Below are 25,059 nucleotides of genomic sequence, written 5' to 3'. Positions count from 1 at the left end.
ACCCCGGACGACTCGCGCCCGAAATCTTCACCGACCGAACGAGATCGCCCCCGGGTCGACCGGCAGATCCACGGGCAGCCCGAGGTCGGTCAGGATCCGCGCGAGCACCGCGTCCTGCTCGACGTACTGGTCGAACACGTGCTGGTCGACGCCGGGCAGCAGGTCGCCGGGCTCGTACCACCCGCGCATCATCTCGGCGGACACGTTGTGCGCCCAGGAACGCGTCGCGTGCCGGACCACGGTCTCCTCGAACGGGATGTCGAAGAAGTAGTGCACGGTCGTCCCGCGGTGATCGGCGGTCAGCGCGCGCAGCATGCCGCCGTACCGGTCGGCGCTCATGATGCCCTCGACGATCACGTCGTACCCGTGGTCGAGCGCGTAGCGCGCGTTGAGCCCGATCAGCTCGATGCTCGGGTTGCCGGGGAGGTCCCGCTCCCAGAGCAGGACCCGGCGGATCTGGTCCTGCTCGACGATCGCGGTCCCGCGGCCGAGCCGGGCCCGCAGCTGCCGCGCGGTCGAGGTCTTGCCCGAGCCGGACGGCCCGCGCAGGACGATCAGGCGGGACTTCGTCGTACCGACGCTCACTCAGCGGCGCCGGCGTGACCGATGCGGTGGAAGCCGACGCGTTCGTAGACGGCGGCGACCGCGTCGTTCTGCGCGGACAGCAGGACCAGCTCCACGCCGTTCGCGAAGGCGTGCTCGACGAGGCAGCTGGTCACCGCGGCGCCGAGACCCTGGCGGCGGGCGGACGGGAGGGTCGCGACTCCGACGATCTCGCTCGCCGTACCGACCGGCTGGTGTACGCCGGACGCCAGCATCCCGTCGTCGCCGAAGGCAGCGGCCGTCACGGCGACGCCGGCCTTGGCTCGCTCCAGCAGGGCGTGAGCCGACTCGTCCGAGACCTCATAGGCATCGCGCTCCGCCGCACCGGCTTCGCCGATGTCGGTCCCCGGAGTGCCGAAGCCGACGCTCGCCACTGCCCGCGCCTGACGCAGGAGCTCCAGCTCAGCAGGCAGGATCTCGACCCGCGCTGCAGTGTCCACCGGCTTGAAGTCCGCGCGCTCCAGCACGAGCAGCGGGTACTCCACCACGCTCAGCCCAGCCGCTGCAGCGGCCGGTCCAAGCGACGGGCAGGTCTCCACGACCCACTCGAAGCTCAACGGCAGCTCCAGCTCGGCACACCGCTCCCGCACCCGCTCCACGTCGCCCTGCTCGACCACACTGCCGCCCGGCACCGGCCGGACGTAGTACGGCCAGATGGTGGTCGTCCGAAACAGGGTGAACGGCCCGATCTGCTCGCCGGTAGCCCCGGACAGCGGAGCGGCGTGCAGGTACTCGTCAACGCGCGTGAGATCAGTCATCGCCCGCAGTGAAGCGCACGAAGCCCGAGCATGTCGAGTGGTTTCCGCCGGCGCTTCAGTCCGTGATGATCTCCAGCTCGACCCGGTCGGTGTAGAACGCCAGGTGGTCCTTGATGTCGGCGACCGCGTCGTACGGCTGCTCGTAGGTCCACACCGTGTTCGCACCGGCCTCGCCGAGCGAGGGGATGCTGTAGTACGCCGCGTCGCCCTTGTACGGGCAGTACGTCTCGTGGTCCGTGCGCTCGAGCAGGCTGAGGTCGACGTCCGCGCGCGGCACGTACTGCACCGCCGGGTACGTCGACTCCTGCAGCGACAGCGCGCCGCGGGTGTCCGCCAGCACCTGGCCGCCCACCTTCACCAGCACGCGGTCCGGGTTCTTCTCCACCGTGATCGGGTGGTCCGGGCCAGGGATCTTGACCGGCTTGTCCGACATCTGGGTCTCCGCTCTCCGCAGGCAACTACGTCCTCGAACAAGCAACCCCGGCGCCGGCCGGATTCATTCCCCGGTGTCGTCCCCGGTGTCGTCCCCGGTCTCGCCTAGAGGTTCGAGCTCGACCACCAGCGACGGCCCGCCGTCGAAGGTCCCGGCGTCGATGCCGAGCACCAGGTCCTCGCAGTACAGCAGCGGGCCGGTGACCCAGGCCGGGTCGATCCCCATCTGGTCGGCGACGATGCTGTGCCCGTGCACGATCCGCTCGCCGCCGAGGTGCTGCAGCAGGGTCCGCGCCAGCTCCGGGCCCTCCGGCCCGCGGAACGCGTAGCGCGACGTCATCCGGCGCCAGATCTCCCACCACACGGTGATGTCGTCGCTGTGCAGATCGGCCCGCGCGCCGGCGTTGATCTCGTCGATCGTGCTGCCCCACTCGACGTACTCGGCGGTGTCGGAGTGCATCAGCAGGTGCCCGGCGTCCAGCCCGAGCATCGGCTGGTCCAGCAGCCAGGCGACGTCCTCGTCGGTGAGCAGCTCCTGGTCGCGGTCGATCCCGCCGTTCAGCGCCCAGCTGCGCTCGAAGCTGCGCAGCGTGATCCCGTCGTGCGGCACCGCCTCGTCGCCGAACTTGTGCATGCCCAGCGCGAGGATCTCGTGGTTGCCGAGCAGCATCCGGACCTCGCCGGTCCCCTGCGACGCCTGCGCGCTCAGGCGTCGCACCAGGCGCAGCACGCCGATCCCGTCCGGGCCGCGGTCGAAGAAGTCGCCGAGCAGCCACAGCACCGCGTCCCGGCCGGACCAGTTGCCCTCGGCGTCGACCAGCTCGGCCTCGAGCAGCGAGGCGGCCAGCTTGTCCGGGTGACCGTGCACGTCGCTCACCACGAACGACGCGGTCATGTCAGCCTCGCAGCGTCAGCACGATCAGTACGACGTTGAGGACCGAGACGGCGGTGGCGACCAGACATGCGGTGAGAGTAGTCGGCAACCGGTTGACCAGGCTGCCCATGATGCGCCGTGTTGCCGTCAACTTCACCAGCGGCCACAGCGCGCACGGGATCCCGAAGCTCAGCACGACCTGCGAAACGACCAGCGCGCGGCTCGGATCGATCCCGATCGCGAGAACGATCAGGGCCGGCAGCAGCGTGATCAGCCGCCGTACGGCGAGCGGGACGTGCTTTTGCCAGAACCCTTCCAGGATGACCGATCCGGCGTAGGTGCCGACCGAGGACGACGCGAAACCCGACGCCAGCAAGGCCAACGCGAACAGCAGCGCCGGGAGCTGGCCGAGCCGGTCACCGATCGCGCTGTGTGCCGCGTCCAGCGAGTCCGCGCCCGCACCGCTCAGCGCGGCGGCCGCCAGGACCACCATCGCCAGGTTCACCGCGCCGGCCAGCGCCATCGCGACCGCCACGTCGATCCGCGTCGCCCGCAGAACGCGCTGCTTGCCCGCGGCCGAGCGGATCGACTTCCAGTGCCGGTCGGTGACCAGCGCGCCGTGCAGCCAGATCGCGTGCGGCATCACGGTCGCGCCGAGCATCCCGGCTGCCAGCACGAGCGACTCCGTGCCGTCCAGCCGGGGCACCATCCCGCCGACGACGCCCGACGCGGACGGCTCGGCCTGGATCGTCGACACCACGAACCCGACCAGTACGACGGCCAGCAGCCCGATGATCGCCGCCTCGAAGCGCCGCTGCCCCCGCTTCGACTGATAGATCAGCAACGCGAACGAGACCGCGCCGGTGATCACGCCACCCAGCAGCAGCGGTACGCCGAACAGCAGGTTCAGCGCGATCGCCCCACCGACCACCTCGGCCAGGTCGGTCGCCACGGCCACCAGCTCGGCCTGGGCCCACAACCCGCGTGACGTGGTGGGCCGGAAATGCTCCCGGCACAGCTGCGGCAGCGTCTTCCCGGTCGCGATGCTCGCCTTCGCCGCGAGGTACTGCACCAGCACGGCCATCAGGTTCGCCCCGACGACCACCCAGCACAGCAGGTACCCGTACGTCGCTCCCGCGGCGATGTTCGTCGCGAAGTTCCCCGGGTCCACGTACGCGACGGCCGCCACGAACGCAGGACCGAGCAGCAGCAGACCCGATCGGTTCAGCTGGCGTCGAAGCGGAGCCGGTGCGTACATGGGAGAACTATGGCCGACCGGACCGACATCTGGGCCAACTGTCTGATTTTGAGACTGAGATTCAGGCCCAGTTCCAGCGGACCTCGACGGTGACGTCGACGGTCTGCTCACCCGGGGTGACGCCCAGGTCGGCCGCGAACCCGCCCGCGCTCGCCGCCTTGGCCGACATCTCCCGCAGCGGCACGTAGCCCTGCGACTCGCTGACCGCGGCGATGCCGCCGATGGACTGACCGGTGAGTTCCGCCAGCTGCTCGGCCTTCTGCCGCGCCTGCTGGAACGCCAGCTGACGGGCCTTCTCGACCAGCGAGGCCTTGTCCTCCACGTCGAACTGCAGGAAGTCCAGCCCCAGACTGTTGCCCACGGCAGCGACCGCCGCGTTCAGCAGCCGGCCGAAGCCGGTCAGGTCGCGGGTGGTCACCGCCATCGAGTGCGACGCCCGGTAGCCCGTCACGGTCATTGTCTCGCCGTACTGCGGGTGCACGGACACGGAGCTGGTGGCGATGTCGCCGGCCGTGACGCCCTCCGCCAGCAGGGCGGCCATCACGGCCGCGGTGCGCTCGGCGACCTGTGCGACGGCGTCGGCGACGTCGGGAGCGTCCTGCCCGACGCTGAGCGTGAGCCGGAGCAGATCGGCCGGCGCGGTGGCCTGACCGGTCCCGGTGACGGTGATCCCAGTGTCCATGCCTGCAGTCTGACACTTCACCCAGCGCACAGCCTCTGGTCCTCACCACCTCTCTCCACCAGCGTAAGCAGACCTTCACGCTCCGCGACCGGTGCTGACGCAGAGTTGGTCATGACATTGCTTGCCGTCCACACCCTGTTCGCGTGCACTCGAACGGGCGTTCGCCGGTCTTCATGAGCGCCCGCCGTAAACCGCAACCCTCACTGCTTCGATTGCGGACAGAGGCGCAAGCGGTCTCGTCGTGCAGCAGGGCCGAAGTGCCGGGCGAGGATCTTGCGGTGGTCGGTGCCGGTGGACAGGCGCGGTCGGCGCGGCCTCTGCGCTCTCCAATTCCATGAATCCTTCAACCCTGGTACTGACTTTCCTCGCGCCTCGTTCCGGTGCGACCGGAAGTGCACTCGTCGGACCTTCCGAGGCGTTGACCTGCGTGTCAGGCGAGCGACATACTGAATTTTCTTCGGCGCGACCGATTGGGGAGATCGGAGGCCGCCGTTGGGGGATCTGGGTGGGATTATAAACTTCGTAGCTCTGGGGGAAAAATGGATAGAGATCATTTTCTTGAGATCGCAAAAACTGTGTTCTCCCGGTCGCCGCACGGATCCGGTGACCTGATGGACAGGATCGTCTTTACCAATGACGGTGTACTCGCGCTGGGTGGTGGGCAGTCCGGGAAGATCGGCTTCGGCATGGCGAGTGGTCTGACGCCTGGCCCCGACCTGCTCAGCAAGGTCGGCGATGTCAATCGTTTGATGGGCTTCGGGCACTACTGGCTCGCGCCGGGTGCGACTAATGACAACTGGTCCTTGGTCGGCGGATTCAAGTTTCCCTACGATATCTGCACCGATGAATTCGTGATCGAGATGAGCGCGGTGATGGTGAACCACAGTTCGGCACTGGTCGACGCGGTTCGCGAGCAGATTGCCCACGTCTCGCACGGGCAGTACTGGCTCGCAGACTCCGAACCCGGCGCGCAGGCACTGGTGCTCACTTCTCATCTGGGTTGAGAAGAACCAGATCGTTCAGGCAACTACTTTCCAGGAGCAGATCATGGCTTGTACGTGTCAGTGTGCGTGGTGCAAGGAAGCGCGGATCAACAATTTCTCCGGCCATCGGTGCTCGCAGATTCCGAAGTGCCCTGAGACAAAATGATGAGTCATCGCGTCGTCAGTGTGGCGAGGGAGGTGTCGACGCAAAGGAGGTAGAGCTGAGGCCGTTTCGCAGCCGGCCCGACAGGCTGCTGGAGTTGTCGGTGACGTACCGCCGAGTCACGATGGCGAGATGAGCCTGCCGTCGTACGCGTCCGGGGTGTCCGAGGTTCCGTTGCTGGGCGAGACGATCGGCGCGAACCTGCGCCGTACGGTCGCCACGTACGGCGGGCAGGAGGCGCTGGTCGAAGTCGCCTCCGGACGACGATGGACGTACGCCGAGCTCGGCGTCGCCGTCGACACCTTCGCGAAAGGCCTGATGGCGCGGGGGATCGGCAAGGGCGACCGGGTCGGGATCTGGGCGCCGAACTGCGCCGAGTGGACGATCACCCAGTACGCGACGGCGACGATCGGCGCGATCCTGGTGAACGTCAACCCGGCGTACCGGACGCACGAGCTGTCGTACGCGCTGAACCAGTCCGGCGTGCGGCTGCTGATCTCGGCGACCGAGTTCAAGACCAGCGACTACCGGGCGATGGTCGACGAGGTCCGCGGCGACTGCCCGGCGCTGGAGTCCACGATCTACATCGGTACGCCGGACTGGGATGCCGTCGTCGACGCGGCGCCGGCGACCACCGACGAGCAACTGGCCGCGCGTGAGGCGGAGCTGAGCTTCGACGACGCGATCAACATCCAGTACACGTCGGGCACCACCGGTTTCCCCAAGGGCGCCACGCTGTCGCACCACAACATCCTGAACAACGGCTACTTCGTCACCGAGCTGATCGGCTTCACCGCCGAGGACCGGCTGTGTCTTCCAGTACCTCTGTATCACTGCTTCGGCATGGTGATGGCCAACCTCGGCTGCACCACCCACGGCGCCTGCATGGTGATCCCGGCGCCGGCCTTCGACCCGGCGGCGACGCTGAAGGCCGTGCAGGACGAGCGCTGCACCGGCCTGTACGGCGTACCGACGATGTTCATCGCCGAGCTCGGCCTGCCGGACTTCGCCGACTACGACCTGAGCTCGTTGCGGACCGGCGTGATGGCCGGGTCGCCGTGTCCGGTCGAGGTGATGAAGCGCTGCGTCGCCGACATGCACATGGCCGAGGTCGCGATCAGCTACGGCATGACCGAGACGTCGCCGGTCGCCACCCAGACCCGTCGCGACGACGACCTGGACCGGCGGACGTCGACCGTCGGTCGCGCGATGCCGCACGTCGAGGTGAAGCTCGTCGATCCCGCGACCGGCCTCGTCGTACCGCGTGGTGAGCCGGGTGAGCTGTGCACCCGCGGCTACTCGGTGATGCTCGGCTACTGGGACGACGACGAGAAGACCGCCGAAGCGGTCGACCGCGCCCGTTGGATGCACACCGGCGACCTCGCGACGATGCGCGACGACGGCTACGTGAACATCGTCGGCCGGATCAAGGACATGGTGATCCGCGGCGGCGAGAACGTGTACCCGCGCGAGATCGAGGAGTTCCTCTACACCCACCCGTCGATCGCCGACGTCCAGGTGGTCGGCGTACCAGACCCCAAGTACGGCGAGGAGCTGTGCGCCTGGATCAAGCTCAAGGACGGCGCTCCGGAGCTGGACGCCGCGGCCGTGAAGCAGTTCGCCACGGGCAAGCTGGCCCACTACAAGATCCCGCGCTACGTCCTGCTCGTCGACGAGTTCCCGATGACGATCACCGGCAAGATCCGCAAGGTCGAGATGCGCGAGCAGTCGGTCGAACTGTTGGGGCTCACCCACTGATTCGTCGATGGGCGACATGTCGACAAAAAACTGCTGCCTACTGGTCGTCCATCAACGCCGCAGCGAACGCCTTCAGGGACGGGGTTTCCTCGCCCCGGCGCCAGACCAGGCCCAGCGCTGAGTGGGGAAGGCCGGTGATGGGGATGTGGATGATGTCGGCGCGCTGGTTGAGCTCCGCGGTAGGGCGGCACAGGAGCATGCCGCCGCGGTTGGCCGCGATCATCGACAGACCCTCTTGGAGGGTGCGGATCTCGGGCCCGCGACCCACCAGCGCACCCGAAGGTGTCTGCATCGGCGCCTGGGCCTGACGCCAGTAGCCGGGGGCGGGCGGGGCGACCGCGATGAGCACGGTGTCGGCGAGGTCCTCGACGTCGAGCTGGGACCGGCCGGCCAGCGGATGCTTCACCGAGACGGTCAGCGTCTGCGGCTGCTCCGAGAACGTCGGCCCGAGCACCAGGTCGTCCTCGGCGACCGGCAGCATCACCACCGCGCTGTCCACCTCACCGCGCCGCAGCGCGCCGAACGGGTCGTTCAGCGGCAGCTCCGTCACCTCGATCAGGCAGCAGGGATGCTCCTCCTGGAAGGTGGCGACCGCGGCCAGGATGTTGTCGTTCGCCGTTCCCTGGAAGCCGATCCGCAGCGTCCCGCCACCTCCGGCCGCGGTCTCCTGGATGTTCGCGACCACCCGCTCCAGCCCCGCGTACGCCGGGCGCAACGTGTCGAGGAACTCCTGCCCGAGCGGCGTCAATGACACCTTCCGGCTGGTGCGCTCGACCAGCCGGCCGCCGATCCGGCGTTCGAGGGCGCGCAACAGCTGGCTCACCCTGCTCTGGGTCAGGTAGAGCCGTTCGGCCGTCCGGCCGAAGTGCAGCTCCTCGGCCAGCACGAGGAAGCACTCCAGCTCACGGAGCTCCAGACTGATGACGACCTCCACGATCGATAAGTGTGACTACTCCAAGGATGAGCACATCGTCGTTGTTCCCGTCCAGCAGGTCCCGTTGGCTGGAACCATGACAACCCTGTGCGTCGACGAGACCCGAACCGACGGCTGGGCCGCGGCGGTGACGATGGCGATCACGGTGTTCACCGTCGTCACCGCGGAGATGCTCCCGGTCGGCCTGCTGACACCGATCGGTGCCACGCTCGGCGTGAGCGAGGGCACCGCAGGCCTGACCCTCACGGTGACCGGCCTGGTCGCGGCCCTGAGCTCCCCGGTGCTGCCGCTCCTGCTGGGCAAGGTGGACCGCCGAGCCGTGCTGGTCGGCCTGATGCTCCTGCTCGCCGGTGCCAGCGTGCTCGCCGCGTGGTCGCCGACGTACGCCGTACTGGTCGTCGCACGGATCCTCACCGGCGTCTCGATGGGCGGTGTCTGGCTGCTGACCGTCGGACTCGCCGCACGCCTGGTGCCGAAGCAGTCCGTCGGGCCGGCGACCTCCCTGATCTTCAGCGGCATCGGCATCGCCTCCGTGCTGGGCATCCCCGCCGGCGCGTACGTCGGTGAGCTGGTCGGCTGGCGCTGGGCCTTCGCCTCGATCGGAGTGCTGTCCCTGATCCTGGCCGCAGCCATAGCGTTCCTCCTGCCACCCCTGCCCGCAGCAGCCGCCGTACGCCTGGCAGACGTCTCCGCAGCGCTCCGCATCAAGCAGGTCCGAGTAGGCCTCGTCCTGGTCGCGCTGCTGGTCACCGCCCACTTCTCGGCGTACACCTACATCCGTCCGATGCTGGACGGCCTCGGCCCCTCCCTGGTCGGCACCTTGCTGCTCGCGTACGGCGTCGCAGGCGTCACCGGGAACTTCGTAGCCGGCTCGGCCAAGTCCTACCGCCTCATGCTCGGTGTGATCGCCACACTGATCGCGCTGCCCGTACTGGCCATGCCTGTGCTCGGCACCACCGTGCCCGGAGCCCTTGTCCTGCTGGTGATCTGGGGCTTCGGGTACGGCGGCACAACAGTCACCACCCAGGCCTGGAACCACGCGGCAGCGCCCACAGCCCCCGAGGCGTCGTCAGCACTCCTGGTAGGAGTCTTCAACGGAGCCATTGCCCTAGGAGCCTTCAGCGGCGGCCGAGTGGTCGACCACCTCGGCACTACCGCCGTGACGTGGGTGACTGGCGCCCTCGCCCTGACCGCCCTCGCCATCGTCCTCGCCCAGCAAACCCCTAGCGTCCGAAGATTCCGCATGCGTCCGAAAGACCGTGCGCTATAGCCTCGCCTTCTTCGGACGCATCAGGTTTCTTCGGACGCTACGGGTCACCGGACTGCAGCCAGTGCGGCCGAGTCCTCGGCGCCGAAGTCGTCCTCGAGCTTCTCGGGGGAGTAGTCCAGGTCGATGCCGGCCACGTCCGCGCCGACCGCGGACTCGATCGCGCCGAGGCGACGGGTCGCGCGGTCGCCGGCGTACGTCATCAGGGCGGTCGGGTTGATCTCGGGCGGGAGCTCCGGGGAGTTCTCCAGCGCCCACTGGATCTGGACGAGCGCGTGCGGGAGCAGCTCCTCCATCGTGTCGGTGACGACCTTCCAGTTGGACTCGTCGGCCGCGACGTGGCGGCGGCAGGTGAACGTGCCCCACGCCATGTGGCGGCGCTCGTCGTCACCGATGCGCCGGATCAGCTCCTGCATGCCGGGCAGGATGCCGCGGGCGGTGCAGAGCAGGTTCCAGGCGTGGTAGCCGGTGAGGGCCAGAGTCCCTTCCACCACGTGGTTGTAGGTCACCGAGGCGCGGACCTGGTTGGCGGGGGACGGGTCGTCGGCCAGCGACTTGAGGGCCACCGGCAACGCTTCGTAGAAGATCGCCCGGTAGCCGGGATTGTGCTCGACGTACCGGTGCAGGTCCTCGGTGACGCCGACCGCGTCCAGCCAGAGCCGGAAGACCGCGGTGTGCTTGGCCTCCTCGAAGCAGAACTGGGTCAGGTACATCTCGTCGCCGAACCGGCCCTCCGTGGCCATCGCCTGCAGGAACGGCTGCAGGTCCTCGGTGACGGCCTCCTCACCGGCGATGAACTGCGCGCACAGCATCATCGCGTTGTCCTTCTCGTTCGGCGTCAGCCGTTGCCAGTCCTCGGCGTCCTGGCTGAAGTCGATGTCGCGCGGGTTCCAGAACTTGCGGTTGCCCTTGTCGAACAGCCGCAGCGGCAGCGCGTCCCAGTGGAAGCCGCCTGCGCGCAGCGAGTTGAAGCCCTTACGGTGCAGGGGATTTGCCGTGGTGGTCATCACTGCCTCCTGGACAAGAAGGGGCCCAGCACCTGAGCCACCTGGGACGCGACGACCGCGGGCGCGGCGCCGGGGTTCACGATGTGACTCAGTACGACGCGCAGCGCGACGTCCACACAGGTGGTCGCGTCCTGCGCCGGTACGTCGGGCCAGTGCTCCCGGACGTGCGCGTCCAGCCGCTGGTGGCTCAGCTCCAGCACCTGCTGCCCCCGTGTGGTCAGCAGCTGGCTGGCCTGGTCCGACCCGGGCTGCCCGAGCGCGGCCTTCACCAGCGGGTTGTCCGCGGCCAGCGTCAACGCCCGCTCGACCGCGGCCCGCAGCCCGTCGATGGGGTCGCTGTGCTCACTCAGCGCCGCGTTCACCTCGACCAGGAACCGCTCGGTCTCCCGCGCGGCCACCGCCTGCAGCAGGCCCCAGCGATCCTTGAACTCGTTGTAGACGGTCTGCCGCGAGACCCCGACCCGGCGGCCGACGTCGGCCATCTTCAGGCCTTCGTAGCCGCCGGCCACCAGGACGTCGTACGCCGCGTCGAGCAGCTCGTCGTGCAGCCGCCGCTTGGTCCGGTCGGCGAAGGTGTCCATGCCTCCCAGGGTTTACATTTCAGACGCTCGTGTCAAGAGGTCAGACGGAAGGCTCCTAGCTGTCAAGGGATGAGAAGTGCGCCGCGTCGCCCGTGCGCGGCGTGCTGCGGACCCCGTCCACGCTCACCGGGACGTCGCCGGCCAGCGTGATCCGGTGCAGCCGCCGCGGCTGGTCGTCGTAGTCCGCGACGCCGAAGTGCTGGGTCGCGCGGTTGTCCCAGATCGCCAGATCACCCGGCTCCCACTGCCAGCGAACCGTGTTGTCCAGATGGGTCACCCGGTTCTGCAGCAGCTGGAAGAGCTGGGTGGTCTCGGCCGAGCTGAGCCCGACGAAGCGCCGTACGAAGTGCCCGAGGACCAGCGAGCGCTCACCGGTCTCCGGGTGCACGCGGACCACCGGGTGCTCGGTCTCGAACAGCTGCGAGACGAACTGGTCGTAATATTCCTGGAACTTGACGTCGATCCCCCCGATCCGCGTCTCGTCCCGCGCCCCGGCGTAGTCGTACACGTTGCTGTGCACAGCCCAGAGTTTGTCGACCAGCGCCTTCAGCGGGAGCGGCAGGTTCTCGTACGCCGTCACGGTGTTCGCCCAGCTGGTGTTGCCGCCGTACGCCGGAAGTGTGACCGCCCGGAGCAGGCTGATCGCCGGGATCCGGTCGACGAACGTGACGTCGGTGTGCCAGCTGTTCGCCTTGCTGTAGTCGGAGTCGATCGGCAGCACGCTGCTCGCACCCTCGACGCTCTTCGCGGTCGGGTGTGCCAGCGTCGGTGTCCCGAGCAGCCGCGCGAACGCGAGCTGGCCGGCATCGTCCAGGTGCTGCTGGTCGCGGAAGAAGATCACCTTGTGGGTGAGCAGGGCCTGGCGGATCGTGGCAACGGTGGCCGGATCGAGGTCGCCGCCGAGCTGGACGCCGCCGATCACCGCCCCGATCGCACTGCCGGCCTTCGCGACGGTCACGGTGGGTGCTGTCAGTTGAGTGGTCATAACTCCATATTCCAGCTGATTTAGTTGACTTTGAAGCGGGTTCGCCATCTGAGACGGGCAGCCGGGCAACGTAAGGTTGGGGATGTGTCAACCGCCGAGATGCCGTCCGCTGCCGCCACCACCGACGTACCGGAACTCGTGGTCGGGTTCGACCTCGACATGACGCTGATCGACTCCCGGCCGGGGATCCAGGCGGTCTGGGACCTGCTGGCCGCCGAGACCGGCGCGGAGATCGACACCGACCTGGTGGTCAGCCGGCTCGGTCCGCCGCTGACCTGGGAGATGGCGAACTGGTTCCCCGCGGACCAGGTCGACGCGATGGTCGCGCGGTACCGCGAGGTCTATCCGGCGTACGCGATCACCGGGAGCCTGCCGCTGCCCGGCGTCGCCGAGTCGCTGGCCGCGATCCGGGCCCTGCGCGGGCGGACCGTGGTCGTGTCGGCCAAGTACGCCCCGAGCGTCAAGCTGCACCTGGACCACCTCGGCCTCGACGTCGACGAGCCAATCGGCGACCTGCACGGCGCCGAGAAGGGGATCGCGCTGCGTGAGCACAAGGCGACGATCTACGTGGGCGACCACACCGCCGACATCGACGGCGCCCGCGCGGCCGGAGCGGTCGCGGTGAGCGTGGCGACCGGGCCGTTCACCGCCGACGAGCTGCGGGCGTACGGCGCGGACGTCGTACTGAACGACCTGACCGAGTTCCCCGCCTGGCTGGACGCGTACGTGCTGGAGCAGCGGCTCGAGGCGCTGATGGCGCGCCTGGCGTCGTACCCGAGTCTCGTGGTCGCGTTCAGCGGCGGCGCCGACTCGGCGTTCCTGCTGGCGGCCGCGGCCCGCGCGATCGGTCCGGCCAACGTGGTCGCGGCGACGGCGGTCAGCCCGAGCCTTCCGGTCGCGGAGCTGGAGCCGGCGGCACGGTTCGCCGACGGCGTCGGCGTCCGGCACGTCACCCCGCCCACGCACGAGATGGACCGCGAGGGGTACCAGGCCAACGCCGGCGACCGGTGCTACTTCTGCAAGGCCGAGCTGGTCGAGACGCTGCAGCCGATCGCCGACGAGTTCGGCATCACCGCGATCGCGACCGGGACGAACGCCGACGACGCGATCGCCGGCTTCCGGCCGGGCATCCGGGCCGCGTTCGAGCGCGGCGCGATCACCCCGCTGAAGGACGCGCGGCTGACCAAGGCGCAGATCCGCGAGGCGTCACGCAGTTGGGGCCTGGAGACGTCGGACAAACCGGCCGCGGCCTGCCTGTCCAGCCGGATCGCGTACGGCGTCCGGATCACGCCGAACCTGCTCGCCCGGGTCGACCGGGCCGAGCAGACCGTCCGCGCGCACCTGGCGCCGTACGGCGTGAAGAACGTCCGCGTCCGCGACCTCGGCCAGTCCGCGAGCATCGAGATCGACGCCGAGCTGCTCGGCACGGTCGACAGCGCGGCGCTGGTCGAACTGGTCCGCGCCGAAGGGTTCCTGGCGGCCGCGGTCGATCCGCGCGGGTTCCGCTCGGGCTCGATGAACGAGCGGCTGAAGGAGCCCGAGAAGTACCGCTGAGCGGTGCCGGCGAGGGATCGTTCCATCGGCGACGCGGTCGCAGCAGGCGGCGACCCGGAATTACGAGACCGGGGAGTGTGGAATCGGTGCCTGATCAGGTAGTTTTCCACAGGCGTGGTGCACCCGGTTCACGTACGCTGGGTAGTCGGCCCGGGCAGCCTGTCCGGTCACCTTTTCCGTCCTGTTCCGTCGATCGACACCGAAGAGGTTCCCGTGCCTGTTGGCAAGGTCAAGTGGTATGACTCCGAGAAGGGGTTCGGCTTCCTCAGCAAGGAGGAGGGCGGGGACGTCTACGTGCGCGCGGAGGCTTTACCGGCCGGAGTGACCAGCCTCAAACCGGGCCAGAAGGTCGAGTTCGGCGTCGTCGAGGGCCGTAAGGGTGAGCAGGCGCTGCAGGTCCGGCTGATCGACCCACCGCCGTCGGTGGCCAAGGCGATGCGCCCGAAGCCGGAGGAGATGTCGCTGGTCGTCGAGGACCTGATCAAGCTGCTCGACAACCTCGGCGAGGGCTACCGCCGCGGCCGCCACCCGGACGGCAAGGCCGCCCGCCAGGTCGCCACCGTGCTGCGCGGAGTCGCCGACCGCCTCGACATCTGACTCAACTCTTCCGCCGGCCGATCAGTTGCTGGATGCCGTCCAGGACGACGTCCAGCCCGGCCTGGAAGTCGTCGCCGGCGTAGTCGACGTCCAGCTCGTCCGGAGCGGCGAGGCCCGCGGCGATCGTCGGGTACCGGTCCGGTGACGCCAGCATCCTGAGGCGCCGGCTGTAGAGCTGGTTGGCCTCGTCGCCGGCCCGCAGGTGCGTGGTCAGCTGCACCGTTCCGCGGACGTAGATGTTGACCAGCATCATCGACGACAGCTGGTCGTTCGGGGTCAGCGGCGTGCTGCCGAACGCGAGCAGCGCCGCCTCCATCCAGTCCAGCTGCCGCGGGGACAGCGGCGCCTCGAGCACCGGCACCTGGAGCACCCACGGGTGCCGGACCAGTGACTCCCGGAAGTGCTCGGCCCAGGCGGTGAGCTGCGCCCGCCAGTCGAGCGACTCGTCCACCGGCGCCGGGTCGCCGAACGCCTCGTCGAGCATCACGACGTACAGGTCGTCCTTGGCCTCGACGTACCGGTAGAGCGACATCGTGGTGAAACCGAGCTCGGCCGCCACCTTGCTCATCGAGACCGCGGCGAGCCCACCGGCGTCGGCCAGCCGGACCGCGGCCGCGCCGATCTCGCTGATGTGGAACGTCGGCTTCGGCCCCGGCCGCGCCGGGCCCTCCAGTCCCCACAGCTGCTGCAGCACCCTGGGCAGCTCGACCTCGCAGATCACTGGAGGACGTCATGACCGAACGCGCCGGCCGGAAGGAGTGGATCGCGCTGGGGGTGCTCGCGCTGCCGCTGCTGCTGGTCTCGATGGACGTCTCGGTGCTGTACTTCGCCGTCCCGTTCATCTCCGCCGACCTCGGGGTGAGCGCCACCGAACAGCTGTGGATCTTCGACATCTACGGCTTCGTGCTGGCCGGGCTGCTGATCACGATGGGCGCGCTCGGTGACCGGATCGGCCGGCGCAAGCTGCTGCTGATCGGCGCGGTCGCGTTCGGGCTCGCCTCGGTCGCGGCGGCGTACGCGCAGACGCCGGAGCAGCTGATCGCCGCCCGCGCCGTGCTCGGCATCGGCGGCGCGACGCTGATGCCGTCGACGCTCGCGCTGATCCGCAACATGTTCCACGACGCCGGTCAGCGGCAGAAGGCGATCGCGTTCTGGAGCGCGGTGATGCTCGGCGGGATCTCGCTCGGGCCGGTGCTCGGCGGCGTGCTGCTCGAGCACTTCTGGTGGGGCTCGGTGTTCCTGATCAACACCCCCGCGATGGTGCTGCTGCTGGTGATCGCGCCGGTGCTGCTGCCCGAGTTCAAGGCGCCGTCGCTGGGTCGTTTCGACCTGCTCGGGTCGGTGCTGTCGCTGGCCGCGGTGCTGCCGGTGATCTGGGGGATCAAGGAGATCGCGGCGCACGGGCTGGATCTGTGGCCGGTGCTCGCGATCGTGGTCGGGCTGCTGGTCGGTGCGGCGTTCCTGCAGCGGCAGCGGACGGCGGCGTACCCGATGGTCGAGCTCGGGATGTTCCGCAACCGGGCCTTCAGCGGAGCGCTCGCGGCGAACACGATCGGCATGCTCGCGCTGGTCGGCAACGCGGTCTTCATGACGCAGTACCTGCAGCTGGTCCTCGCGATGAGCCCGCTGAAGGCGGCGCTGTGGGCGCTCGTCCCGTCGGTCGCAGTCGGTGGTGCCGCGCCGTTGTCGACCGTGCTGGCTGCCCGGATCGACCGGGCCTACGTGCTGGGCGGTGCCTTCCTCCTGTCGGCCGGCGGCTTCGGCGTCCTCACCCAGCTCGAGGTCACGTCACGCCTGTGGGTCCTCCTCACCGGATCGGGCCTGCTGGCGGCCGGTCTGGTCATGGTGATGGCGATCGTCACCGAAGCAGTCGTCGGAGCGGTCAACCCCGAACGCGCCGGGTCCGCCTCGGCGCTGATGGAAACCTGCAGCGAGTTCGGCGGCGCCCTCGGCATCGCCGTCCTGGGCAGCATCGGTACGGCGGCCTACCGCTCCGACCTGCAGCTCCCTGCTGGTCTGCCCGCCGACGTCGCCAAGGGGGCCGAGGAAGGTCTCCCGGCCGCGACCGCCATCGCTGCCCAGCTCCCTGCGCAACTCCACGACGCGGTCCTCACCGCGGCCCGCCACGCCTTCAACCACAGCCTCAACACCGCCGCGGTCGTCGGAGCCAGCCTGCTGGTCGCGACGGCGGTCACCATCACCCTCATGCTGCGAGGAACCGGAGCGGAGAAGGAGGAATCCGCCCAGCCCGCCGACCTCGGCCAGCCCCACCACCACCGGTGAAGCCCGCCGCCGGCGGCCCTTGATCCCGCCTCCACTGACGCCTTCTGTGATGACTGCTTCCTTGTGTGACGGCTGCTGTGTTACGGCGTCAGCCGTGACACAAGGAAGCAGTCGACCGGCAACGCGACTCAGGGGCGGCGGCGGAAGAAGCTACGGCGGCGCTCGACGCGGGTTTCGTCGGTCGAGCGGTTGTTGCCGGGGTGGTGTTCCGGCGAGGCGCCGGCGTCGGGACGGGGTAAAGGTCCGTCGGTTGTGCGGGTGCCGCGTTCGGCGGCGGGTTGTTCGGCGGTTCGCTCGACGGTTGGTTCCTCGGCCCACGTCGTCGGCTCGACGACCGTCTCGTCGTCGTCCGGCTGGCCGCTCCACCAGCGACCCGCGGCCGGGGTGGGGCCGGCGCTTCGGCTCCCGTCGTCCGTCGGCCGCCGGTCTCCTGCCGTCGGCCGAGCCCCTGCGGAGGCTCCGGCGCTGGAGGTCGGCCGGTCTCCCGCCTGGGAGGCAGCCTGGCGGTCTGCCGCCTGGGAGGCAGCCGGGCGATCGCCTGCCGCCTGGGGGGCAGCCGGGCGATCTCCTGCGGGGGAGGGCGTCGGTTCGGGGGTGATGCGTAGTTCCTGGGTGGGTTCGTCGGTGCGGGGGCTTCCAGCGTGAGGACCCTCGGCGCGGCGTTCGCTGATGCGGGTGGTCGGGGGCTCGCTCGTCATCACCGTGCGGGGGACCGGGCGGGTCTCGGCGTGCGGGGACGGAGTGTGCGGAGCCGGCGCGGCGGACGGCGTCCGCGGTTGGGGAGCGGGCTTGTGGCGGAGGACCAGGAAGATGACGACCAGGAGGACCGCCGCGAGGAAGCCGAAGCCGAGGCGGGGGATGAGGGGGAGGACGATGCCGCAGCCGCCGCCGATGACCCAGGACAGTTGCAGCACGGTCTCGGAGCGCGCGAAGACCGACGTACGGACGGACTCAGGGACGTCGCGCTGGATCATCGCGTCCAGCGAGAGCTTGCCGAGGGAGCTGCACAGGCCGGCGACGAGACCCAGCAGGATCAGCGTGGGGAAGCCGTAGAGGATCGCGACGGTGAGCGCGATGGCGGCGTCCGCGAGCAGCACGACCAGGACGACGGTCTCCGGTTTTCTTGCCCTGAGCAACGATCCGGCGAGGGTTCCCAGGCTGTTGCCGAGGCCGGCGGCCGCAATCACGGCGCCGGCCGCGACCACGCCGTCCAGGCCGCTGATCGGTTTGTCGCGCAGCAGGAACGCCAGGTACATGGTGAGGAAGCCCGAGACGAACCGCAGCCCGAGGTTGCAGCGGATGCCGCGCGAGACCGCCGCGGTGATCGCCCGCCGGCGCGCCTCCCGTCCGGCCGAGCCGGTCATCTCCTCGCCGGCGGGAGAGTCCACGCGGCTCGGCAGCCGGATCGCGAGGATCAGGCCGACCGTGTAGACGACCGCGGCCCAGCGCAGCGACCACTCCGGCCCGATCGCCGCGAACGCACCCGCGATGCCCGCGCCGACCGTCGCACCGGCGACACCGGCCAGGGAGATCCGCGAGTTGGCCGTGACGAGCGTGATCTCCTTCGGCAGCAGCCGCGGTACGGCGGACGCTCGCGTCACGCCGTACGCCTTGGAGGCGACGAGGCACCCGAGCGCTGCCGGGTAGAGCCAGGTGGAGCTGTCGTGGATCGAGGCGGCGAGGCTCCAGACGAGGAAGCCGCGCAGTCCGAGCGTCGCGCCGATCGCCCAGCGGCGGCCGTGCCGGAAGCGGTCGAGGACCGGGCCGATCAGCGGAGCCATCAGCGCGAACGGCGCCATCGTGAGCAGCAGGAACAGGGCGACGCGGTCGCGGGCCTGCTCGCTCGGTACGGCGAAGAAGACGGTGCCCGCGAGCGAGACGGCGAACGCGGTGTCGCCCGCGGCGTTCACCGCACCGAGCTCGATCAACCGCGACAGCCCGGACTCACGAGCACCCTGCGCTCCGGTCAGTCCTGAGATGCGCCGCCCGGTCGCCTTGCCCGCCCGCCCGGTGACCCCGGCGGTCTTCTTCGAGATCGAGGCGAACCCGGTCGCCCCGACCTTCGACGCGTGCCCGACCTTCTTGCTCGCACTCCCGAGCCGCTGGCCGGCGGTCCCCAGGCGCTCACCGGCAGACTTCTTGCCGGGGCCCGGGCCGGGGTGGGAGGTGGATCCGGTTCCCGAGCCGGCGTCGCCCGGCGGCCTCTGCGAGCTGGGGCCGTGGTCGCCCGGCGTACCGGTCGGACCGGCGTTCGTCGGGTCGGAATTCTCCATACGACCATCCTGCCTTGTGCGGGGGACGGAGCGCAGGCGCGGCACGGTTCGGATTCCCGTGGTAGGGCGTGCGAGAATAACCGATTGTGACTCCCGTCAAAGCTCCGGAACCGGTCCGCGCCAAGCCCGACGCCGTCTGCGTCGCGGCGGTGGAACCTGCCCGCGACGCCGCGATCGAGGAAGCCGGCGCCGCGCAGGTGGGGGACTACCTCGGCCACTCGGTCGAAGGCGAGCGGCTCGTCACGCACTACTTCTCCTCGGCCCACCCCGGCTACAAGGGCTGGCGCTGGGCCGTCACCGTCACCCGCGCGTCGCGCGCGAAGACGGTCACGGTCAACGAGGTCGTCATGCTGCCGGGTGACGTCGCGATCGTCGCGCCCGAGTGGGTGCCGTGGTCGGAGCGCGTCCAGGCGGGCGACCTGCGACCGGGCGACCTGTTCCCGACGCTGCCGGAGGACCCGCGGCTCGAGCCCGGCTACACCGACACCACGGGTGCTCCTGACGAGGTCCTCGCTGTCGTCGAGGAGCTCGGGCTCGGACGTGAGCGGGTGCTGTCGCCGGCCGGTCGTGAGGACGCGGCCGAGCGCTGGTACGCCGGGGACTTCGGCCCGGCCTCACCGATCGCGCAGGCCGTGCCGTTCAAGTGCAACTCCTGCGGGTACTGGATCCGCCTGGCCGACAGCCTCGGACAGGCCTTCGGCGCGTGCGCGAACGAGATGGCGCCCGGTGAGGGGCGCGTCGTGGCCTACGACTACGGCTGCGGTGCGCACTCCGACGTCGTGATCGACGCACCGGATCACCCGTCGACCGAGCACGCGTTCGACACCACCGGGTACGACGAACTGGCGATGCCGGCCGGCCCGACGCCGGCTGCGGCCGACGACGAGGTGGCCGAGGCGGACGCCGTACAGGCTGAGGTCGAGGCGGCTGCCGAGCCCGCGTCGGACGACGAGGTCGCGGAGGCCGCGGCCGCCGTGGAAGAGGTTGTGGAGAAGGACTGACTCAGTCCTCGTGGGCCGGGGCGCCCTGGCCGGACTGGATGCTGGTCCAGCGGCGCTTGCAGTAGGCCAGGCCGATCCAGCCCAGGCCGAAGCCCGCGACGGTGACCCACAACCACCACTCGTCACCGGACCGCAACAGGTCGTCACGGAAGATCAGCACCACCACGAACGCCAGCGCCCAGGCGACGATCCCGGCGATCACGGTCGGGATCCCGGACAGGTCGAGCGGCTTGACCGCGGCGTGCACCAGCTCGCCACGGGCCAGCTGACTGGTCGGGTCGGTGCGCTTCTTCGACGCCGGCGCCGGCTTCTCGTCTGCCACCTGATCACCTTAACGCGTCGGCTCTACGGGATCGCTCGCGCAGGCCCACGCCGACCTGGCACGATGCCGTCATGAGCACGCGCCCGGCTGTTGCCTCCCGCCCCGGCTTCCTGGACAACTTCTTCAAGATCACCGATCGCGGCTCGACCGTCCCCCGGGAGATCCGCGGCGGTCTGGTGACGTTCTTCACGATGGCCTACATCGTCGTGCTGAACCCGCTGATCCTCGGCAACGCCACCGACGTGACCGACCAGGTGATCGGCGGCGGCACCGATCCGTCCGCCGCGATCGCCAAGGTCGCCGTCGCGACCGCGCTGGTGGCCGGCGTGGTCACGATCCTGATGGGCGTGGTCGCGAACTACCCGCTCGCGCTGGCCACCGGACTCGGGCTCAATGCGTTCCTGGCCTACTCGGTCGCGTCCCAGATGACCTGGGCCGACGCGATGGGCCTGGTGGTCATCGAGGGCATCATCATCCTGGCCCTGGTCCTGACCGGTTTCCGCCGAGCCGTCTTCGAGGCGGTACCCCGCCAGCTCAAGGTCGCGATCAGCGTCGGGATCGGTCTGTTCATCGCGTTCATCGGCGTGGTGGACGCGGGCTTCGTCCGCCGCCCGGCCGCGCCGACCGGCCCGCCGGTCGAGCTCGGCGTCGGCGGCAGCCTGCGCGGCTGGCCGGTACTGATCTTCGTGATCGGGCTGGTCCTGATCGTCGCCCTGTACGCGCGCAAGGTGAAGGGTGCGATCCTGATCGGCATCGTGGTCGCGACCGTGCTGGCGATCGTGGTCGAGGCGATCGCCAAGGTCGGCGGCCGCACCGCCGAGAACCCCGGCGGCTGGGGCCTGAGCGTGCCGGCCCTGCCGGACAACTGGTTCAGCACCCCGGACCTGGACCTGCTCGGCGAGTTCAACCTGTTCGGCTCGTTCGAGAAGATCGGTGTGACGGCGGCGATCCTGCTGATCTTCACGCTGATGCTGGCCGACTTCTTCGACACGATGGGCACGATGACCGCGATCGGCGCCGAGGCGAACCTGCTCGACAAGGACGGCAACCCGCCGAACGCGCAGCGGATCCTGATCGTGGACAGCGTCGCGGCGGCCGCCGGTGGTGCCGCGTCGGTGTCCAGCAACACGTCGTACATCGAGTCCGCGTCGGGCGTCGGCGAGGGCGCGCGGACCGGACTGGCCAGCGTGGTCACCGGGATCTGCTTCCTGCTCTCGATGGTGGCCGCGCCGCTGGTCACGCTGATCCCGTACGAGGCGGCGACGCCGGCCCTGATCCTGGTCGGGTTCCTGATGATGACCCAGGTGAAGGGCATCGACTTCGACGATCTCGAGGTCGGCATCCCGGCGTTCCTGACCATCGTCCTGATGCCGTTCACGTACTCGATCTCGGCCGGTATCGGCGCCGGGTTCGTCTCCTACGCGCTGCTCAAGGTCGTCCGCGGCAAGGCCCGCCAGCTACACCCGCTGATGTGGGTGGTGTCGGCGTTGTTCGTGATCTACTTCGCGATCGGCCCCCTGCGCGACTGGCTGACCTGACCCGCTGCTAAGCTGATGACTTCTTCGGGTTCTCCGAGCGTAAAAATCCCCTTCCGCGGTTGCTGCTACGACGCGGAGACTCTCGGTTATGAACAGTTATCTGGAGACCTTCCCCGCCCACTCGGCCCGCGCCCAGCGCTTCTCCCTCGGCGTGCCGAGGGCCTTCGTCACCTCCCCGGACGGCGAGCGCGTGCTCTTCCTGCGCACCCGCGGCCCCGAGGACCGCACCAGCTGCCTGTGGCTGCTGGACGGTGACGACGAGCGCCTGCTGGTCGCGCCCGAGCAGCTCGGCGCCGACGGCCCGATCCCCGAGGCCGAGAAGATCCGCCGCGAACGCACTCGGGAACGCAGCAGCGGCATCGTTTCGTTCTCCACCGACACGGCCCTGACCGTCGCCGTTCTTCCGGTCAGCGGCAAACTCTGGCACCTCGACCTCCTGAGCGGGGACCTGCGCGCCCTGGAGACCCCGGGCGCGGTCGTCGACCCGCGCCTGGATCCCACCGGGCACCGCGTCGCCTACGTGTCCGACGGCGCCCTGCACGTCCTGGAGCTTGCCGACGGCAACGACCGGGAGGTGGCCGCCGCCGACGGTCCGGACGTCTTCTGGGGCCTGGCCGAGCACGTTGCCTCCGAGTCGATGCACCGCACCCGCGGGCACTGGTGGTCGCCCGACGGGACCCGGCTGCTCGCCACCCGGGTGGATCAGTCCCAGGTGCAGCGCTGGTGGATCGCCGATCCCGCCAACCCCGCGAGCCGTCCCCGTGAGGTCGCCTACCCAGCAGCCGGTACGCCGAACGCCGTGGTCACCCTGCACGTGCTCGACCTCGACGGCTCACGCGTCGACATCGAGGCGGGCGCCTTCGAGTACCTGCCGACAGCAGCCTGGGACGACCACGGCGTACTGCTCTCCGTCCAGTCCCGCGACCAGCAGACCGTGCAGGTCCTGGCCGCTGATCCGACGACCGGCCGGACCGAGCTCCTCCACGAGCAGCGCGACGAGGCCTGGGTCGAGCTCATCCCCGGTACGCCGGCCAGGACTGCCTCCGGCAAGCTGATCGTTGCCGACGACACCCCCTCCACCCGTCGCCTTCTGGTGGACGGCCAGCCAGTGACTCCTGAGGGCCTCCAGCTCCGCGCGGTCCTGGACGTCACCGGTGAGTCCGTCCTCTTCCAGGCGAACGACGAGCCCACCGAGCGCCACCTCTGGCTGTACGACACCACCGGACTCCACCAGCTCACCAGCACCTCCGGCGTCCACGGCGCAGCCGGCGGCGTGATCACCTCCAACACCGAGACCGGCCAGACGTTCGCCGTACGACGTACTGGTCGCCAGATCCAGTCCCTGGCGGCCCGGCCGACGCTGGCTCCGCGCATCACGTGGCTGCACGCAGGCGAGCTGCAGCTCCGCACGGCACTCGTCCTGCCGACCTGGTACGAGCCGGGCATGACACTGCCCGTCCTGATGACCCCGTACGCCGGCCCGGCGCTCCAGGTCGCCGTCCGCGCCACCACACCGGTCTCCCCGACAGCCCAGTGGTACGCCGAAGCAGGCTTCGCCGTGGTCATTGCCGACGGCCGCGGTACGCCGGGCCGCGGCCCGGCCTGGGACAAGACCGTGTACGGCGACACCCTGTCGCTGCCGCTGGAGGACCAGGTCACCGCCCTGCACGCCGCGGCGGAGCACTGCCCGGACCTCGACCTGACCCGCGTTGGCATCACCGGCTGGAGCTACGGCGGCATCCTGTCGACCATCGCCGTACTGCGCAGGCCGGACGTCTTCCACGCCGCGGTCGCCGGTGCCGGACCGAGCGACCCGCGGCTGTACGACACGCACTGGCGTGAGCGCTTCCTGGGCCACCCGGACGAGAACGCCGAGGCCTACGACCACAGCTCTCCGATCCCGGAGGCCGCCAAGCTGTCCCGCCCGCTGCTGCTGGTCCACGGCCTGGCCGACGACAACGTGGTCGCCGCTCACACGCTCCGCATGTCAGCAGCACTCCTGGCAGCCGGCCGGCCGCACCAGGTGCTGCCGCTGTCCGGTGCGACGCACATGCCGACGGACGAAGCCACGGTCGCGGGCCTGATGTGGCACCAGCTCAACTTTCTGCGGGAAGCACTCGGGATCGCAGCTCCAGGTACTCCGCGCGGGCGGTGAACAGCTCGCGCAGCTCGTCGGTGACGTTGTCGAGGAACTCGGTGCGGTAGGTCGCGTCCGTCATCAGTGAGATCGAGTAGTACAGCCCGGTGAAGTTCGCGATCCCGACCGCGACCTTCACCAGGGCCGCACTGATCAGCACGGGATGGCCGAGCAGCTCGAACGTGTAGGACCACGCCCCGGGCTGGATGCCCCACTCGCCGTAGAGCTTCTCGCTGATCGCGAGCATGCCGAAGGCAACGAAGAAGGCGCCGACGCCGGCGCTGACCACCAGGACCTGCATCCACTGCCGGACCACCAGGCTGATGCTCAGGTTGAGCCGCTGGATCCGGCGCAGCGGTGGTCCGGTGCCGGCGTCCCGCTCGATCCGGTCCAGCTCCTGGGGCAGCCGCAGCACCAGGAACAGGTCGCTGAGCAGCGCGAACGCGATCGCCGAGAGCACGATGAACGCGATCGGCATGCCCGCGAAGACCTGCCACATCTCGGTGTTCACGAACAGCACCAAGGAGAACACGAGCAGCAGCGGCAGCGCCCGGATCAGGCTGGCCACCGAGCTGGCCAGCTCGCTCGCGAGCCGTCGTACGCCCCAGATCGTCGTACCGATCAGGCCGTAGCCGACCACGACGTACACCAAACCGATCAGCACCAGGTTGCCGGCCGCGACGCCGAGGAACTGCTTCCACTGGAAGTGCGACAGCACCGGAAGCAGCGCCGGCAGCAGCACGAACACGGCGACCTCAGGGGTGCCGAAGCGGGTCGGGAACGACCAGAACGGCCGGCCGCGCATCCCGTTCAGCAGGCCGAAGCCGCCGACCAGGACGGCCAGCCCGGCGAGCACCGCCAGCGCGTTCTGCCACCAGCTCCAGGTCAGCTCGATCGCGCCGAGCACCTCGGCGAGGAACACCAGGGCCAGTACCGGCGTGGCCCGGGCGAAGATGTCGTGCGTCGGCGAGAAGTCCTCGATGAACAGCGGCAGCCCGGCCCGCCGGAACCGCTGCTCGTACTTCACCAGCTCGACCGGAGTCCCCATGGCGGATCACCCTAGTCGGCG

The 25,059-nt window shown here is 69.7% G+C and carries 23 protein-coding genes; 9 read left to right on the top strand and 14 right to left on the bottom strand.

What is annotated here, in order from left to right; translation table 11 throughout:
- Window positions 1-27 precede the first annotated feature (27 nt).
- The 6 genes from ACLQ2O_RS23805 to ACLQ2O_RS23780 all read right to left on the bottom strand — a co-directional run bounded on the left by ACLQ2O_RS23805 (window position 28) and on the right by ACLQ2O_RS23780 (window position 4,607).
- Window positions 28-585: an AAA family ATPase gene (locus ACLQ2O_RS23805; RefSeq protein ID WP_425834962.1), complete on the bottom strand. Its 558-nt coding sequence runs from the start codon at window positions 583-585 to the stop codon at window positions 28-30.
- Window positions 582-1,361 carry a GNAT family N-acetyltransferase gene (locus tag ACLQ2O_RS23800; RefSeq protein ID WP_425834960.1) on the bottom strand — a complete coding sequence of 260 codons (780 nt, stop codon included), beginning with the start codon at window positions 1,359-1,361 and terminating at the stop codon, window positions 582-584. The genes ACLQ2O_RS23805 and ACLQ2O_RS23800 overlap by 4 nt, the downstream gene beginning before the upstream one ends.
- Before the next feature lie 55 nt (window positions 1,362-1,416).
- Window positions 1,417-1,794, bottom strand: a complete 378-nt coding sequence (locus ACLQ2O_RS23795) for a DUF427 domain-containing protein (RefSeq protein WP_425834958.1) — start codon at window positions 1,792-1,794, stop codon at window positions 1,417-1,419.
- Window positions 1,795-1,857: 63 nt separating this feature from the next.
- Window positions 1,858-2,688: a metallophosphoesterase gene (locus ACLQ2O_RS23790; protein ID WP_425834956.1), complete on the bottom strand. Its 831-nt coding sequence runs from the start codon at window positions 2,686-2,688 to the stop codon at window positions 1,858-1,860.
- A 1-nt stretch (window position 2,689) separates the two neighbouring features.
- The gene (locus ACLQ2O_RS23785) at window positions 2,690-3,925 is read right to left on the bottom strand and encodes an Nramp family divalent metal transporter (protein ID WP_425834954.1); all 1,236 of its coding nucleotides are present in this window, start codon (window positions 3,923-3,925) and stop codon (window positions 2,690-2,692) included.
- A 61-nt stretch (window positions 3,926-3,986) separates the two neighbouring features.
- Window positions 3,987-4,607 carry an SIMPL domain-containing protein gene (locus tag ACLQ2O_RS23780; protein WP_425834952.1) on the bottom strand — a complete coding sequence of 207 codons (621 nt, stop codon included), beginning with the start codon at window positions 4,605-4,607 and terminating at the stop codon, window positions 3,987-3,989.
- Window positions 4,608-5,218: 611 nt separating this feature from the next.
- Between ACLQ2O_RS23780 and ACLQ2O_RS23775 the strand changes: the two genes are divergently transcribed.
- Complete coding sequence (locus ACLQ2O_RS23775; protein WP_425834950.1) at window positions 5,219-5,611, top strand: hypothetical protein; 393 nt, start codon at window positions 5,219-5,221, stop codon at window positions 5,609-5,611.
- A 274-nt stretch (window positions 5,612-5,885) separates the two neighbouring features.
- Window positions 5,886-7,511: an AMP-binding protein gene (locus tag ACLQ2O_RS23770; protein WP_425834948.1), complete on the top strand. Its 1,626-nt coding sequence runs from the start codon at window positions 5,886-5,888 to the stop codon at window positions 7,509-7,511.
- Window positions 7,512-7,548: 37 nt separating this feature from the next.
- On the opposite strand, the gene ACLQ2O_RS23765 is transcribed toward ACLQ2O_RS23770, so the two are convergent.
- On the bottom strand, window positions 7,549-8,445 hold the full coding sequence (locus tag ACLQ2O_RS23765) for a LysR family transcriptional regulator (RefSeq protein ID WP_425834946.1): 897 nt from the start codon (window positions 8,443-8,445) through the stop codon (window positions 7,549-7,551).
- A 76-nt stretch (window positions 8,446-8,521) separates the two neighbouring features.
- Here ACLQ2O_RS23765 and ACLQ2O_RS23760 point away from each other — a divergent pair, with 76 nt between their 5' ends.
- Window positions 8,522-9,715, top strand: a complete 1,194-nt coding sequence (locus ACLQ2O_RS23760) for an MFS transporter (protein ID WP_425834944.1) — start codon at window positions 8,522-8,524, stop codon at window positions 9,713-9,715.
- Window positions 9,716-9,759: 44 nt separating this feature from the next.
- On the opposite strand, the gene ACLQ2O_RS23755 is transcribed toward ACLQ2O_RS23760, so the two are convergent.
- From ACLQ2O_RS23755 to ACLQ2O_RS23745, 3 genes are read right to left on the bottom strand one after another with little or no spacing between them, the layout of a single operon-like run.
- A complete protein-coding gene (locus ACLQ2O_RS23755; protein ID WP_425834942.1) occupies window positions 9,760-10,719 on the bottom strand; it encodes a R2-like ligand-binding oxidase in 960 nt (319 codons plus the stop codon).
- Complete coding sequence (locus ACLQ2O_RS23750; RefSeq protein WP_425834941.1) at window positions 10,719-11,300, bottom strand: TetR/AcrR family transcriptional regulator; 582 nt, start codon at window positions 11,298-11,300, stop codon at window positions 10,719-10,721. The genes ACLQ2O_RS23755 and ACLQ2O_RS23750 overlap by 1 nt, the downstream gene beginning before the upstream one ends.
- A 55-nt stretch (window positions 11,301-11,355) precedes the next feature.
- Window positions 11,356-12,285: a TauD/TfdA dioxygenase family protein gene (locus ACLQ2O_RS23745; protein WP_425834939.1), complete on the bottom strand. Its 930-nt coding sequence runs from the start codon at window positions 12,283-12,285 to the stop codon at window positions 11,356-11,358.
- Between the two features lie 84 nt (window positions 12,286-12,369).
- Here ACLQ2O_RS23745 and larE point away from each other — a divergent pair, with 84 nt between their 5' ends.
- On the top strand, window positions 12,370-13,839 hold the full coding sequence (gene larE / locus ACLQ2O_RS23740; RefSeq protein ID WP_425834937.1) for an ATP-dependent sacrificial sulfur transferase LarE: 1,470 nt from the start codon (window positions 12,370-12,372) through the stop codon (window positions 13,837-13,839).
- A gap of 213 nt (window positions 13,840-14,052) precedes the next feature.
- Entirely contained in the window at window positions 14,053-14,436 is a 384-nt protein-coding gene (locus tag ACLQ2O_RS23735; RefSeq protein WP_425834935.1) for a cold-shock protein, read from the top strand.
- A gap of 1 nt (window position 14,437) precedes the next feature.
- Here the strand turns inward: ACLQ2O_RS23735 and ACLQ2O_RS23730 are convergent, their stop codons facing one another.
- A complete protein-coding gene (locus ACLQ2O_RS23730) occupies window positions 14,438-15,130 on the bottom strand; it encodes a TetR/AcrR family transcriptional regulator (protein WP_425834933.1) in 693 nt (230 codons plus the stop codon).
- A 38-nt stretch (window positions 15,131-15,168) separates the two neighbouring features.
- Between ACLQ2O_RS23730 and ACLQ2O_RS23725 the strand changes: the two genes are divergently transcribed.
- Window positions 15,169-16,719 (top strand): MFS transporter, encoded by a 1,551-nt coding sequence (locus ACLQ2O_RS23725; RefSeq protein ID WP_425834931.1) that lies wholly within the window; start codon window positions 15,169-15,171, stop codon window positions 16,717-16,719.
- Between the two features lie 128 nt (window positions 16,720-16,847).
- On the opposite strand, the gene ACLQ2O_RS23720 is transcribed toward ACLQ2O_RS23725, so the two are convergent.
- Complete coding sequence (locus ACLQ2O_RS23720; RefSeq protein ID WP_425834929.1) at window positions 16,848-18,992, bottom strand: MFS transporter; 2,145 nt, start codon at window positions 18,990-18,992, stop codon at window positions 16,848-16,850.
- Between the two features lie 86 nt (window positions 18,993-19,078).
- Here ACLQ2O_RS23720 and ACLQ2O_RS23715 point away from each other — a divergent pair, with 86 nt between their 5' ends.
- A complete protein-coding gene (locus ACLQ2O_RS23715) occupies window positions 19,079-19,993 on the top strand; it encodes a DUF3027 domain-containing protein (protein WP_425834927.1) in 915 nt (304 codons plus the stop codon).
- Window position 19,994: 1 nt separating this feature from the next.
- Here the strand turns inward: ACLQ2O_RS23715 and ACLQ2O_RS23710 are convergent, their stop codons facing one another.
- Window positions 19,995-20,315, bottom strand: coding sequence for a DUF2530 domain-containing protein (locus tag ACLQ2O_RS23710; RefSeq protein ID WP_425834925.1), 321 nt, complete (start codon window positions 20,313-20,315; stop codon window positions 19,995-19,997).
- 71 nt (window positions 20,316-20,386) lie between these two features.
- On the opposite strand from ACLQ2O_RS23710, the gene ACLQ2O_RS23705 reads away from it, so the two are divergent.
- Window positions 20,387-21,853: an NCS2 family permease gene (locus tag ACLQ2O_RS23705; RefSeq protein WP_425834923.1), complete on the top strand. Its 1,467-nt coding sequence runs from the start codon at window positions 20,387-20,389 to the stop codon at window positions 21,851-21,853.
- Window positions 21,854-21,941: 88 nt separating this feature from the next.
- Window positions 21,942-24,008, top strand: a complete 2,067-nt coding sequence (locus ACLQ2O_RS23700; RefSeq protein ID WP_425834921.1) for a prolyl oligopeptidase family serine peptidase — start codon at window positions 21,942-21,944, stop codon at window positions 24,006-24,008.
- On the opposite strand, the gene ACLQ2O_RS23695 is transcribed toward ACLQ2O_RS23700, so the two are convergent.
- Window positions 23,950-25,038 carry a hypothetical protein gene (locus ACLQ2O_RS23695; protein WP_425834919.1) on the bottom strand — a complete coding sequence of 363 codons (1,089 nt, stop codon included), beginning with the start codon at window positions 25,036-25,038 and terminating at the stop codon, window positions 23,950-23,952. The genes ACLQ2O_RS23700 and ACLQ2O_RS23695 overlap by 59 nt on opposite strands.
- Window positions 25,039-25,059 lie beyond the last annotated feature (21 nt).

Source organism: Kribbella sp. DT2 (assembly GCF_049844575.1).
GTDB lineage: Bacteria > Actinomycetota > Actinomycetes > Propionibacteriales > Kribbellaceae > Kribbella.
The sequence above is the reverse complement of the archived record's forward strand: the minus strand, read 5'-3'. Positions and strand labels throughout refer to the sequence as shown.

Coding starts and splice junctions, on each gene's coding strand:
- ACLQ2O_RS23745 (WP_425834939.1), bottom strand. CDS start 12,285: ATGACCACTCAACTGACAGCACCCACCGTGACCGTCGCGAAGGCCGGC.
- ACLQ2O_RS23795 (WP_425834958.1), bottom strand. CDS start 1,794: ATGTCGGACAAGCCGGTCAAGATCCCTGGCCCGGACCACCCGATCACG.
- ACLQ2O_RS23720 (WP_425834929.1), bottom strand. CDS start 18,992: ATGGAGAATTCCGACCCGACGAACGCCGGTCCGACCGGTACGCCGGGC.
- ACLQ2O_RS23770 (WP_425834948.1), top strand. CDS start 5,886: ATGAGCCTGCCGTCGTACGCGTCCGGGGTGTCCGAGGTTCCGTTGCTG.
- ACLQ2O_RS23705 (WP_425834923.1), top strand. CDS start 20,387: ATGAGCACGCGCCCGGCTGTTGCCTCCCGCCCCGGCTTCCTGGACAAC.
- ACLQ2O_RS23775 (WP_425834950.1), top strand. CDS start 5,219: ATGGACAGGATCGTCTTTACCAATGACGGTGTACTCGCGCTGGGTGGT.
- ACLQ2O_RS23800 (WP_425834960.1), bottom strand. CDS start 1,361: ATGACTGATCTCACGCGCGTTGACGAGTACCTGCACGCCGCTCCGCTG.
- ACLQ2O_RS23695 (WP_425834919.1), bottom strand. CDS start 25,038: ATGGGGACTCCGGTCGAGCTGGTGAAGTACGAGCAGCGGTTCCGGCGG.
- ACLQ2O_RS23700 (WP_425834921.1), top strand. CDS start 21,942: ATGAACAGTTATCTGGAGACCTTCCCCGCCCACTCGGCCCGCGCCCAG.
- ACLQ2O_RS23780 (WP_425834952.1), bottom strand. CDS start 4,607: ATGGACACTGGGATCACCGTCACCGGGACCGGTCAGGCCACCGCGCCG.
- ACLQ2O_RS23725 (WP_425834931.1), top strand. CDS start 15,169: ATGACCGAACGCGCCGGCCGGAAGGAGTGGATCGCGCTGGGGGTGCTC.
- ACLQ2O_RS23785 (WP_425834954.1), bottom strand. CDS start 3,925: ATGTACGCACCGGCTCCGCTTCGACGCCAGCTGAACCGATCGGGTCTG.
- ACLQ2O_RS23760 (WP_425834944.1), top strand. CDS start 8,522: ATGACAACCCTGTGCGTCGACGAGACCCGAACCGACGGCTGGGCCGCG.
- ACLQ2O_RS23750 (WP_425834941.1), bottom strand. CDS start 11,300: ATGGACACCTTCGCCGACCGGACCAAGCGGCGGCTGCACGACGAGCTG.
- ACLQ2O_RS23755 (WP_425834942.1), bottom strand. CDS start 10,719: ATGACCACCACGGCAAATCCCCTGCACCGTAAGGGCTTCAACTCGCTG.
- ACLQ2O_RS23790 (WP_425834956.1), bottom strand. CDS start 2,688: ATGACCGCGTCGTTCGTGGTGAGCGACGTGCACGGTCACCCGGACAAG.